General features: G+C 34.7%; 10 protein-coding genes. 4 read left to right on the top strand and 6 right to left on the bottom strand.

The genetic code is table 11. From position 1 onward, the window contains the following. Positions 1-14 precede the first annotated feature (14 nt). Together N5B56_RS02680 and N5B56_RS02675 are read right to left on the bottom strand one after the other, a co-directional pair. On the bottom strand, positions 15-572 hold the full coding sequence (locus tag N5B56_RS02680) for a CDP-alcohol phosphatidyltransferase family protein (RefSeq protein ID WP_178515793.1): 558 nt from the start codon (positions 570-572) through the stop codon (positions 15-17). Positions 573-782: 210 nt separating this feature from the next. Next, the gene (locus tag N5B56_RS02675) at positions 783-3,362 is read right to left on the bottom strand and encodes a beta-1,3-glucanase family protein (RefSeq protein WP_260978334.1); all 2,580 of its coding nucleotides are present in this window, start codon (positions 3,360-3,362) and stop codon (positions 783-785) included. Between the two features lie 475 nt (positions 3,363-3,837). Between N5B56_RS02675 and N5B56_RS02670 the strand changes: the two genes are divergently transcribed. Then, the gene (locus tag N5B56_RS02670; RefSeq protein WP_118564962.1) at positions 3,838-4,746 is read left to right on the top strand and encodes a Ppx/GppA phosphatase family protein; all 909 of its coding nucleotides are present in this window, start codon (positions 3,838-3,840) and stop codon (positions 4,744-4,746) included. Between the two features lie 112 nt (positions 4,747-4,858). After that, the gene (gene ppk1 / locus N5B56_RS02665; RefSeq protein WP_260978333.1) at positions 4,859-6,988 is read left to right on the top strand and encodes a polyphosphate kinase 1; all 2,130 of its coding nucleotides are present in this window, start codon (positions 4,859-4,861) and stop codon (positions 6,986-6,988) included. A gap of 96 nt (positions 6,989-7,084) precedes the next feature. Here ppk1 and N5B56_RS02660 read toward each other — a convergent pair whose 3' ends face one another. The 4 genes from N5B56_RS02660 to N5B56_RS02645 all read right to left on the bottom strand — a co-directional run bounded on the left by N5B56_RS02660 (position 7,085) and on the right by N5B56_RS02645 (position 10,370). Then, a complete protein-coding gene (locus N5B56_RS02660; RefSeq protein WP_260978332.1) occupies positions 7,085-8,227 on the bottom strand; it encodes a hypothetical protein in 1,143 nt (380 codons plus the stop codon). A gap of 175 nt (positions 8,228-8,402) precedes the next feature. Next, positions 8,403-9,305: a TlpA disulfide reductase family protein gene (locus N5B56_RS02655; RefSeq protein ID WP_260978331.1), complete on the bottom strand. Its 903-nt coding sequence runs from the start codon at positions 9,303-9,305 to the stop codon at positions 8,403-8,405. Between the two features lie 41 nt (positions 9,306-9,346). Next, complete coding sequence (locus tag N5B56_RS02650) at positions 9,347-10,234, bottom strand: 4Fe-4S binding protein (protein ID WP_260978330.1); 888 nt, start codon at positions 10,232-10,234, stop codon at positions 9,347-9,349. Next, entirely contained in the window at positions 10,227-10,370 is a 144-nt protein-coding gene (locus N5B56_RS02645) for a CD1871A family CXXC motif-containing protein (protein ID WP_009263530.1), read from the bottom strand. The genes N5B56_RS02650 and N5B56_RS02645 overlap by 8 nt, the downstream gene beginning before the upstream one ends. A 94-nt stretch (positions 10,371-10,464) precedes the next feature. Between N5B56_RS02645 and N5B56_RS02640 the strand changes: the two genes are divergently transcribed. Both N5B56_RS02640 and N5B56_RS02635 read left to right on the top strand, forming a co-directional pair. Further along, complete coding sequence (locus N5B56_RS02640; RefSeq protein ID WP_022024520.1) at positions 10,465-11,145, top strand: response regulator transcription factor; 681 nt, start codon at positions 10,465-10,467, stop codon at positions 11,143-11,145. Further along, positions 11,142-12,299 (top strand): sensor histidine kinase, encoded by a 1,158-nt coding sequence (locus tag N5B56_RS02635; RefSeq protein WP_260978329.1) that lies wholly within the window; start codon positions 11,142-11,144, stop codon positions 12,297-12,299. The genes N5B56_RS02640 and N5B56_RS02635 overlap by 4 nt, the downstream gene beginning before the upstream one ends. Positions 12,300-12,497: the final 198 nt, after the last annotated feature.

The raw sequence follows: 12,497 nt of genomic DNA, 5'->3' as shown, positions 1-12,497 counted from the left end.
GAACTTCATTCATTTTATTTCCTTATCTCTTTGTAATAATAATCAAAATATCTAAGCAATGAATTTGTCATTAAAAATACTGACACTGTCATCATTGCCAATGCAACATTTTTCGGTATATCTATCCATATAACTAAAACTAATACCATAAAGTCAAGAAATGCTGTGCTTACTTTTCCAAACATTTTCGCACCCTCAACTTTTCCGCTTTTTTTAATATATATAAGTCCTAAAATTCCCTGTCCCAATTGCTGGACTATAAATATAACCAACACAATCGCCATAAATCTGTATCTGAAAATCAAACTTATAACAACAATTCCCTGAGTAAGTTTATCTGCTATAGGATCAAGAATTTTTCCCCAATCAGTTATCATGTCAAATCTTCTTGCCACTTTTCCATCAAAGAAATCTGTGAGCGCTGACAATAATAAAATTCCTGCTGATATTGCATAATCTTTCATTCCATCTGCGTGAATATATACCATTAAATATACCGGTATTAAAATCAGTCTAAAATATCCCATTAAATTTGGGATTGAAAAATATTCTCTCTTCCAGTCCTTTTTCATAATATCTATCTCCATTTCATTATTCAGGTTTTATCCATAAGTATTTAACAAATGCACATAGTATATGTTATTATAACACAAAAAAGAGCCTGAGGTATATCTCAAGCTATTTTTACTATAATTAATTTTAAAAAAAGACGTCATCCTTACAATTTTCATTGTAAGAACAACGTCTTTTATTTCTATTTCCGTTTACAGTTTATTAATTTCTTACCACTTAAGATCAATGATTAATCCTGTTGGATTTGTGTAATGTAATAATGTGCTGTGGTCATTTACATCATCATAGCAGAAGCCATATGCAAGTCTGTCAAATGAATGATTGTGGAAGAATCCTGAATAGAAGTTTGAATTGCTATTCTTATAGTAAGCACTTTCATTATCATAATTTTCAGGTTCTGTTGCAACACCTCTGTTAAATGCTGCGCAAAGCTGTGCTTCGATAACTAATTCTGTTGAGTTACCTCTTGCCATGTTGCCTTTTCCTTCTAATACATCCTGAGTTGTTGGCTTGTAAATTGTGTATGTTCCACCAACACCGTCTTTTGTAAATACCATTGTATCTCCATGTACACGTCCTCTGAATGTTCCGGCATCACATGAGAATACTAAATCCTGTGTAGAATATTTTGACCAGAATTTATTGATATAGTTATCAAAATAATTTGAATACTGCTTTCCTTCGTTGAATGTAAGTTTACATGGTGCCATAATTCTCTTGTCTGTAAGTAATGTCTGGAATGCTGCAGGTACTTCATTTTTAAATGCTGCAAACATTTCTGCTCTTGTTCCTAAATCACCTACTGTCTTATCGTAAACATCTGCATCACCAGGGAAGTTGTTCCATCCGCCTTCACCAATTAATCTTGTAGCCATTGGGAAGCTATAGAAATCTACTCTTGATGTGTTGCCCCAGTATTCTTTGTTTGTAATTGTAAATTCAATAAATTCAAATAATACATCTGCATTAGGGTCTGATGCATTGTTAAGGTCAGGTCCTGCAAATCCCATATTTCCATCTGCACCCTGGTTAATTGTAACATAAACAGGTGAACCATAGCTTAAGTACATTCTTCCTGATTCAATGTCAGGCATATAAACATAATCTTTCTGAGCTAATGTGTTGCAGATATTTGCACACATTCTGTCTCCCTTTTTAACTGTATTCATTGATAAGCTTACAGGGATTAAATTTCCATTTGTATCAACATAACATAATTCATGTGTTTTTGGATTCTTTCCAAGTATGCACCAATAAACCTGATCATCTGAATACTGACCTTTTGTCTTATTGTTCATCTGGAAATACATTCTGTCTTCGTTTGCTTTTAAGTCTGCTCTTGTTTCAGGAATTGCTTCACTGTATGTTGGTTTTTCAGCCGGTGCTGTTGTAACAATTTCAGTTAAACCGTTAACTGTTACTGTTACGCTTACTTTTGCTGATTCTTTTCCATCTTTATATGTAGCAACTGAAACTGTGTGTGTTCCTGCTACAATATTTTTAAACTTGTATGAGCCACATCCTACTTTCTTTGCAACTCTTGTATCATCTACATATACATTGTATGAGTTAATTGTTCCATATCCCCATACTACTGTAATCTGATTATTTACAGGTGATGAAGCAACCAAACCAAATGGTGCAGGAAGACTTGAGTCAACCCCAATTGCTTCTGTTGTCTGTGGTACCTTTGTTGTTTCTGGTGCTTTTGTTGTCTGTGGTACCTTTGTTGTTTCTGGCGCTTTTGTTGTTGGGGCAACTGCTGACTGTGCAACATTTACTGTCATTGTAGTCTGTGCTGATTCATTTCCGTTCTTTGTTGTAGTAATTGCTACTGTATGACTTCCTGCTGCATATCCTTCATATACATAATATCCGCAACCTACAGCTGATGCTACTCTCTTACCATCAATGTAAACATTGTATGAGTCAATATTTCCTCTTCCCCATACTACACTGATTTTTCCTGCTTCAGGATTTCCTACTACTAATCCAAATGGTGCTTCAATATTTGATGTAGGTGCCTTTGTTGTCTGTGGCGCCTTTGTTGTAGTTTCAGGTGCCTTTGTTGTCTGTGGCGCTTTTGTTGTTGTTTCAGGTGCCTTTGTTGTTGGGGCAACAGAACCTGTAACATTTACGCTAGCTGTTGCAGCTGCTGATTCTTTATTACCACTTACTGTAGTAACTTTTACTGTATGAGTGCCTGCTGCATATCCTTTATAAACATAATATCCACATCCCAACTTGCTTCCTACTAATGCATTGTCAATGTAAACATTATATGAGTCAACGTTTCCTCTTCCCCATACTACACTGATTTCTCCATTTGCAGGACTTGCAACTACTAAACCAAATGGTGCTTCAATACTTGTATCTGTTACAGGAGCTGATCCTGTTGTGTATGTCATCATTGATGAATCATACTGAAGTCCACCTTTGTTATATGTAAATGAGCAATCGATTTTATCACCTTTTTTAACATTGTTGATATCGTATTCGAAACATGAACCCTTAGCGTTCATTCCAACATTAACCTGCTCTCCATCGTTAACTTTGTAATGAATAATTACATAAGCTGCCGGATTTGTTGGTGTAAATGTGATTCTGCAAAGACTGTCTGATACGTCCGTTGCTGTTACAGAATAGTCTTCTGCGCTTCCAATAGTTGATGCTGCTGCTTTTGCATTTGTACCTTTTGAAAATGAAACTGAAGATACGAGCATAGCAATAGCTAAGACTGCAACCATAATTCTTTTGAATCCTGGTGCAAAACGGTTCAATGTTCTCATAAAACCCTCCTAAAAATATTTTTATTTTTTTGTGATATCGCTTCTCAATCGCGATAAGTACTTTTTCTTATATACTATTTTTACCTTTTTATTTTACTAAAAAAAAGGGTTCAAATTTTATTATGGTAACATTATTTTTTAATTTCTTTTCTATTTTTGGCATTTATTGTATTTTGTTGTTTTCAATTTTGTTTTTTATTGAATTTTTCGCGTAATTTTTTATTGGATTTTACTAAATAATTTCTCTAAACAAAAATATTTTTATTCACTTTCGCCTATGATTTATGTTACTTATTAATTTTATGCACAATATACATTGGTCATATTTAGATTTTACTTTGACTGTTTATAATTTCTTATATATGTAAATACTATCAATAAAATATTTAAACTAATGTTCTCCTATTAATTACATAAATTTTGCTAATTAATTTGCAATTTCTTTTTAATTAAATCAGATTTTTTGGAGGTTTATATGTACGCAATTATAGATATTGGTTCAAATACAATACGAATGGTTTTATATAAAGTAATAGACAATGAGATTCAACAAATGCTTAATTCTAAAATTCCTGCCGGGCTTGCCGGTTATATTGACAATAACAATATGCTTTCGAAAAAAGGTATTTTAAAAGCCATTGAAGCTTTAAGCAAATTTGAAACCATTTTGGAAAGTGTGGATGTAAAAGAAGTTCACGCATTTGCAACCGCTTCATTACGAAATATCAGTAACTCAGAAGAAGTTTTAGCTGAAATAAAAAAACATTGTAGTTTTGATATTGAAATCATTTCCGGCAAAGAAGAAGCTTTGTACGACTACTATGGTACAATGAAAAGCATTTCATCCGGAAACGGCTTATTAGTTGATGTAGGTGGAGGAAGTACTGAACTTGTTTATTTTGAAAACGGCACATTATTGTCTACATGTTCAATACCTGTTGGTTCATTAAATATGTACACAAATTACGTTGAAGATATTATTCCTACTAAATCAGAAATCAAAAATATCAATAATCATGTAAGTGAAATACTTAATACACTACCTCTTTCGTCTGAAACCATTAACTCGACTGTTTTATTCGGAGTAGGTGGTTCTGCACGTGCCTGTTGTAAATTAAGCGATGAACTTTTTAATGAGAATTCAGGATATACAGGCTTTGAATGCAAACGTTTAAATAAAATTTTGAAATTGGCAAAGAAAGACAAGTCTAAATTGGTATCCGCAATCATTAAGGCAACTCCCGGACGTATCCACACTATAATTCCCGGAATTGCAATAATCAATTCAGTTGCAAAACATTATGGATGCACTAATTTTACCGTTAGCCCATATGGTGTACGCGAAGGCTATCTTCTAAATATACTAGAAAGTAAAAATTTGTAAGTAATTACACTTTTACGTGTGGGCTGTGTATCAATTTGCAAAAAATGCTTACGAGCCTACCACCTGCAGCAGTCCCAAAACCATAAGATAACCATTAATTAAGGAGATTTGAATGAAAGAGAAATTACAAAATTATACACAAAACAGAGAATTGTCATGGCTTAGATTTGACCAACGTGTTTTATCCGAGGCTACAGACGAAACAGTACCTTTATTAGAACGTCTTAAATTTATATCAATCTTTACAAGTAATCTTGATGAATTTTTTATGATTCGTGTTGGTACTCTTCATGATTTGAGTCTGATTAAGAGCAATCATAAAGATAATAAAACAGGAATGACTCCCGCTGAACAGCTTGAAGCCATTTTTCGTGCTGTAAAACCATTAATTAATTTCAGAGATGAAATTTATGAAAATGTTACTGAGCAGTTAAAAACCTATGGTGTTCACGGTCTGAGAATGAATGAAATTGAGAAAAAGGAATTAAAATATCTTAAGAACTATTTTTTGACACAGATTAATCCTATACTTTCACCTCAAATAATCGACCCACACCATCCATTTCCATTTTTAGTTAATAAAAATATATATGTGGGTGCTACATTAACTAATGCGGATGAAAAAAAGGGAAATGAACTATTTGGTATAATTCCAATTCCAACTGCCCTTCCGGAAGTAATTTTCCTGCCCGGTGCAGATGTAAGGTATGTTTTTACAAGCGATGTGGTTTCTTATTTTGCTGATACAATATTCAGTTCATATAAAATTATAGAAAGTACTGTATTTTCAGTAACAAGAAATGCTGATATTGCGTCAGGAGATGAAGCATTTGATGTAGATGAAGATTTCCGTGATGCAATGCAACAATTGTTAAATTCAAGAAAAAGACTTGCTCCGGTAAGGCTTGAATTAAAGAATAAAATCAGTGGTAATTTTCTTCGCTTTTTATGTGAAAAATTGGAATTGACCAAAGTTCAGGTCTTCATTACTTCTTCACCTTTAACAATGTCCTACGCATTTGGTTTAGAAGACAAAATATCAGGTAGTGTGAAAAGTGAATTAGTATATCCACCATTTGAGCCACAACCAAGTAATGATATCCGATTAAATGAAAGCATAATAAAACAACTGCAGAAAAAAGATTTATTACTTTCCTATCCATATGAAAGTATGAATCCGTTTTTGAAATTACTTAAAGAGGCTGCGTATGACAGCTCCGTTATTTCAATAAAGATATCAATATACCGCCTTGCAAAAAATGCCAAAATTGTAGACTATTTATGTGCAGCTGCAGAAAATGATAAAGATGTAACTGTACTTATAGAATTACGAGCCAGATTTGATGAGCAAAATAACATTGACTGGTCACAACGTTTAGAACAGGCAGGCTGCCGTATAATTTATGGATTTGAAGGTTATAAGGTTCATTCAAAGGTTTGCCTTATTACAAGAAGAGAGCGTGGGAAAATTTCCTATATTACCCAGATAGGCACCGGAAATTACAACGAAAAGACATCAAAACAATATACTGATTTTTCACTTATGACCTCTGACATGGAAATAGGAACTGACGCAAATGAATTTTTCAAAAACATGGCAATTGGGAATCTTGAAGGAAACTATTCCACCTTACTTGTTGCCCCTAATTCAATGAAGTCAGAAATTATTAAACTTATTGATAGAGAAATTGCTAAAGGAACAAAAGGACGTATTTTTCTTAAATTCAATTCAATATCTGACCTGACTCTTATTAATAAATTAGCTGAGGCTTCTCTTGCCGGTGTTAATATTCAGATGATTGTTCGTGGTATTTGCTGCATTCTTCCTCAGGTTGAAGGAAAAACTGATAATATCTTTATAAAGAGTATTGTTGGAAGATACTTAGAACACTCCCGAATATATTTATTTGGCTCCGGAAATGATGAAATTATGTATATTTCATCAGCCGATTTTATGACAAGAAATATGGATAAACGTGTAGAAGTAGGATGTCCTATTAAAGATAAAACTGTAAAAGAAAAAATAATGCATTTTATTGAAGTTCAACAGGCTGATAACACAAAAGCCCGTATTATGCGTAGTGACGGCACATACCGTTCCATAATTACAAGCAATGAGTCAATCGATAATCATACCGTATTAATGAACGAAGCAAAAAGAAATGCAGGAAATGCAAACTCCGAAAGTAAATCTTTTAACCCGAAAGATTTTATAGCTGAAATCAAAAGAAAATTTGGATAAGACTTTTACATTCTTCTATAAAAAGCATCCGGTTTTATATACTTATTTACTGATTACAGTAATGCATATAAAAACCGGATGCTTTTTTCTCATATGCTACCTCCTTATTATTTTAATTTGTTGTTTATCTCCTTTTTTTACATTTTGGTATTTTTTTACATATATCTTATCAATCTTCTTTGCCTTTGATACATTTATGTTTTTTATAGGATTTCCTTCCAAAGAAAGAGAATGAATTTTTGCATTTGTTAAATCAATCTTTTCTATTTTACTAAACGATAAGCATAAATCATTTATTGATGGCGTTTTACTCATTCGCACTTTATCAATTCCCGTAGCTATTACTATCACTTTCTTAAATTTGTCACATTTAGATATATCTAATTTTTTTATTCTTTTGCATTCATATAAATGTATTTTTTTAATTTTTCCAATTTTAATATTTTTTAAATATTTTGAGTAACATACTTCAAGGCTTTTTAAATTCTTTAACTTTGATACATCTATCTCTTTTATTCCTTTTCCTATTTCCTGCATGGAAATATTTTTAAGCTTCTTATTTTTTCCATACACGATTCCATTACAATTAAATCCTATTGCCTTAAATCTTTCTAAACTATGTACTTTTGAAAGGTCAATAACACTATCGGTATATACAGAATTAAATTTTATCTGTTTTATTTTATCTCCAAATTTTATTTGATCTAAATTATTAATATAGTTCAATTGTACTTTTTCCAAATTTGGGAAGCGATTTAATTCATATTTTGCTTTATATTTTTCTCCTGATATAAACAATTCTTTAACTTTATATAATTCATATAATTTTTCAAAATTTAATAAGCCATATTTTTCTATTTGTTCATCGTTATGTTCAACAGTCTCCGCACAGATTCTTATTTTCTCTACATTTTTAAATATTTCCAGTCCTCTACAGTCAATAACAGAATATTTGAAATTACTATTATCCAATCCATCCATATAAGTATATGTATCATCAGGATCTATCCATAATTCTGTTACTGCATCAATTTCATTTTGGCTCAATTGATTGTCATTATTGGAATCAAAGGATTCGCTGACTAATTCTCTTACATATTCGCTAGGAAAATTTTCCGCATTTATTTCAACGCCTTTTTCTTCCTTAACCGTCTGTTGTTTAGTATCATTTGAGTATCCACAAATTCCCACAGACATAAGCATAAACATTGTGAATACAATCATTTTCTTTACATGCATAACACCCTCTCCTTTATATATTTTTTTATCTTGATTTTATTATATTAAGAGATTTATTTCAACGCTTTATAATTACTCTTTCCCCAACGACAATTAAGAGCGATTCCTTGACATTATAGTAATGTTCAAAAAAAGCTCTCTGTGCAATGCACAGGAGCTTTTTATATGTAGACATCTATTTATTTGTGCTGTCTGCATCAATTACAGACTGAATCTGCTTCATAAGGGCATCATAGTTGTCCTTGTTATCAATTCCGCCGAGCATTGGTTCGCCTACAATATTGCCATTTCTGTCAACAAGTATAGTTGTTGGAAAGGCCATGATTTCTGAGGCATATTTACCGGCAACACTAGAGGAGTCAATTGACAGATTACGATATTTGACACCCTGGCTTTCAAGAACAGAGGCAGCCTCTTTGATAGCTGTTTTATTGCCATCGAAGGTCTCAGTGTTGATGCCAACAACTTCTCCGCCCATTGATTTGATAGCATCATTTAATTCGTTAAGCTTGGATAATTCAGCGACACATGGTTTGCAGCCGGTAAACCATAAATTGACGACTGTTACTGCATTACCGGAAAACAGGCTGTCATCAACCTTATTGCCATCAAAATCCTCACCGGAAAAATCACTGAATACAGATGAGGCTTTAGAGCTATCCTTCTTGTTATCGTCTGATGATGTATTTTTGTTTTCAAGCTCTGCTATCTGTTCCTCGATTTTTCGTATGGTTTCAATATCCTCATTAAGTGTTTTAAGCTCATCGTCTGTGAATGAATTCTTGTTTGATTCTACGGTACCGGCAAGATAATCAGCATAATTTCCGTTTGGATCGGCGTCACTTTTGTTCATCATGCCAAATGCCTTGTTCCACACATCAGCGTGATCTGCAAAAAGCTGATTTTCCTGCTGATATAAATCATCAAGCCTGGAATCTGATTTGCTGGATGCTTCTGAGCCGGCTTCAGTCTGAGTGTTCTTAGAATCTGTTGTGGAAGCTTGCTTTAAGCCACATGCTGTAAGTGATAATGCTATGCAGAGTGTAAAAATAGAAATAAATAATAATTTGTTTTTCATGAGTAATTTCTCCTTTAAAATAATAGTAAAATGTTTAATAGCTATCTGTTGTCATTTTTTTGACATGATTTTCCCATAAACCGGTAGCAGATGGCGTCCTTCGGACAGGCCTTTATGCAGGCACCGCAGCGTATGCACTCGGGGTGATTCGGTGTCTTACACACATCCACATCCATCTTACATGCCTTTGAGCATTGACCGCATTCGACACATTTGCTGCTATCAACGGTGATTTTGAGCAGGCTGACCTTATTAAATAATGAGTAGATTGCTCCAAGCGGACAAATCCATTTACAGAAGGGTCTGTAAAATAAGATACTTAGTACAATCACTGCAATTAAAATCATACACTTGAAAGAAAAAAGCTTTCCCAGCGCAGAACGGATAGCAGCATTTCCAATAGATAACGGTATAGCACCCTCTAAAACACCCTGAGGACAGATATATTTGCAGAAGAACGGGTCTCCCATTCCTATAGAGTTCGTTACAAGCATCGGAAGAAGTATAACGAAAACAATAAGAATGACATATTTTAGGTACCTAAGAGGCTTTAGTTTGGCTGTGGATAATTTCTTTCCGGGGATTTTATGAAGTAAATCCTGAAACCATCCAAATGGGCACAAAAAACCACATATAAATCTACCGAGAGTTACACCGAGTAAAATAAAAAATCCGGTTATGTAGTATGAAAACTTAAATTTTGATGATCCGACAACTGCCTGAAATGCCCCTATTGGACAGGCTCCTGTCGCGGCAGGGCAGGAGTAGCAGTTTAATCCGGGTACGCATACTGTTTTTGCATTGCCCTGATATATTTTACCCTTAAATAAATTTGGAATATGAATATTGGTCAGCAGCGTTGCTGCGGCCTGTATCCAGCCACGTATTTTTGCCAGTTTTCTTGATAGTAATTTCTTTTCCTTATCCAATTCCGACACACTCCAGACATAGTTTTATTGCTTTACCAAGCACTGTAGCCGCCTCACCTCTGACTGCACCATAGCTTATCATGGATACACCAAGGATAAGCAGAATGATTTGACATGTTTTTTGGTATTTCAACATAATGTTGCTCCTTTTTTGTTGTATTGTTGACCAGCTGACTTTGGTATTATACAATATAGGTTGTAAAATTATTGTTAAGAAGCAGGAGAACATTTTGAGATTATTAATTGTTGAGGATGAGAAACAAATATGTGATATGGTTGCAAAGAGTCTGTATGCTGCCGGTTATGAGGTGGATACCTGTTATGATGGGAAAGAGGCTCTTGAATGTATACTGTCGGAGAATTATGATCTGATAGTTTTGGATTTGAATCTGCCGGGGATGGATGGCATGGAGCTTCTTAAGGAGCTTAGAAAATACAATGATGAAACTAAGGTTTTGATATTATCTGCAAGAGGTCAGATTGCTGATAAGGTAGAGGGACTGGATGCAGGAGCAAATGATTATATGGAAAAACCATTCCATCTGCAGGAGCTTGAGGCACGTATCAGAAGCCTGACAAGAAGGAAATTTGTACAGAATGATATATGTCTTAAATGCGGAGAAATAAAGTTTGATACGATTAAACGTGAGGCATATGCAAAGGAAGAGCCGGTTCCACTAACAAGAAAAGAGAATGGTATTTTGGAATATTTACTTATCAATATAGGCAGACCGGTGAGTCAGGAGGAGCTGATAGAGCATGTGTGGGATGCCACGGCAGACAGCTTTAGCGGAGCAATCAGGGTACATATGTCTTCACTTAGAAAAAAGCTTAAGGCGAAGCTGGGATATGATCCCATTCAGAACAAGGTAGGTGAAGGCTATAAAATACGGGAGGAGTCTGACAGATGAAAAGAATGTCGCTACAGTGGAGACTTACGTGCATTACTACATTGTGTATTGCTATTATATGTGGCTGCCTGACTATGTTTGTCTATAAAAATGGTGTGCATTACATCGATTCTCTGCAGGATGCGGTAGAGTCACAGGGGGATGAAAAAGGGAACAAATCAGATGAAATATATATCAGCATACCGGACGATAAGTGGGATGAGTTTGCGGATGAATTTTCGATTCAGGTGTACAATAATAAGGCCGGCTATAAAAGAAACAGTCTGATAATCACGGTTTTGCTGGCGCTTTTGGGAGGTGTCGTCACTTATTTTATAAGTGGGCATACACTCAGACCAATCAGGGAGTTTTCAGATAAAATTGAAGAGGTACAGGCTCAGAATCTGTCTGATTCAAGAATAGAGGAAAACAATGTTAAGGAACTGAACCAGCTGGGTATTTCTTATAATAAGATGCTTGAGCGTCTGTCGGAAGCATTTGAGATACAGAGACAGTTTACTGCAAATGCAGCACATGAGCTGCGTACTCCATTAGCGTTAATGCAGGTACAGCTTGATTTATATAATTCTGCCTCTCACCCGGGAAATGATGCAGACACTTTGCAGACCATAAAAATGGTTACGGAACAAAATGAAAAATTAAACAGGATGGTAAAGACTCTTCTTGACATGAGTGAGCTTCAGACGGTGGGAAGGGATGATAAAATTATATTGGATGCTATTGTTGAAGAGGTTTTGGCAGACCTTGAGCCTCTTGCCGTGGAAAAGAATATAAAGCTGATTGGAAAATGTGAGGATGCCACTATGATAGGCAGTGATATCCTTATTTATAGGCTTGTATACAATCTGGTTGAGAATGCCATCAAATATAATCATCCGCTCGGACAGGTTACAGTAACCGCATATCAGAGAAACAAGCATGTTTATCTGTCTGTAGAAGATACGGGAAGCGGAATACCAAAGGAGCTTAGGGAGAGAGTGTTCGAGCCATTCTTCCGTGTGGATAAATCCAGAAGCCGGGAACTGGGTGGCGTAGGACTAGGCCTTGCTTTTGTCCGTGAAATCGTTAGAGTACATGATGGCAGTATTTGTATCAAATCAGGCAAGACTGGGGGAACGATTTTCGAGGTGACTTTTGCACAGCACTACACTTGACAAAGAGTTATAATTTTCAAATAAAAAGATGCTGTCGCGTTTAACGAGTCGAGGGTGCGGACATTTTCTTGGACTATCTGAGTCTGTGAAATAAAGTCTGTAAATAGACATTCTATGATAAGTGATGGAGCTGTAAGTTCATGAAATGAGCTTGCAGCTCTTGTTTATATAACTAGCATATAAAAATACCCATGTCAA

It is taken from the genome of Eubacterium album, assembly GCF_025336545.1.
Classification (GTDB): domain Bacteria; phylum Bacillota; class Clostridia; order Lachnospirales; family Lachnospiraceae; genus Eubacterium_U; species Eubacterium_U album.
This window is presented reverse-complemented; position numbering and strand designations above follow the sequence as displayed.

Excerpts from the sequence above, each read along its gene's own strand:
- N5B56_RS02680 (WP_178515793.1), bottom strand. The coding sequence starts at position 572 with ATGAAAAAGGACTGGAAGAGAGAATATTTTTCAATCCCAAATTTAATG.
- N5B56_RS02675 (WP_260978334.1), bottom strand. The coding sequence starts at position 3,362 with ATGAGAACATTGAACCGTTTTGCACCAGGATTCAAAAGAATTATGGTT.
- N5B56_RS02670 (WP_118564962.1), top strand. The coding sequence starts at position 3,838 with ATGTACGCAATTATAGATATTGGTTCAAATACAATACGAATGGTTTTA.
- ppk1 (WP_260978333.1), top strand. The coding sequence starts at position 4,859 with ATGAAAGAGAAATTACAAAATTATACACAAAACAGAGAATTGTCATGG.
- N5B56_RS02660 (WP_260978332.1), bottom strand. The coding sequence starts at position 8,227 with ATGCATGTAAAGAAAATGATTGTATTCACAATGTTTATGCTTATGTCT.
- N5B56_RS02655 (WP_260978331.1), bottom strand. The coding sequence starts at position 9,305 with ATGAAAAACAAATTATTATTTATTTCTATTTTTACACTCTGCATAGCA.
- N5B56_RS02645 (WP_009263530.1), bottom strand. The coding sequence starts at position 10,370 with ATGTTGAAATACCAAAAAACATGTCAAATCATTCTGCTTATCCTTGGT.
- N5B56_RS02635 (WP_260978329.1), top strand. The coding sequence starts at position 11,142 with ATGAAAAGAATGTCGCTACAGTGGAGACTTACGTGCATTACTACATTG.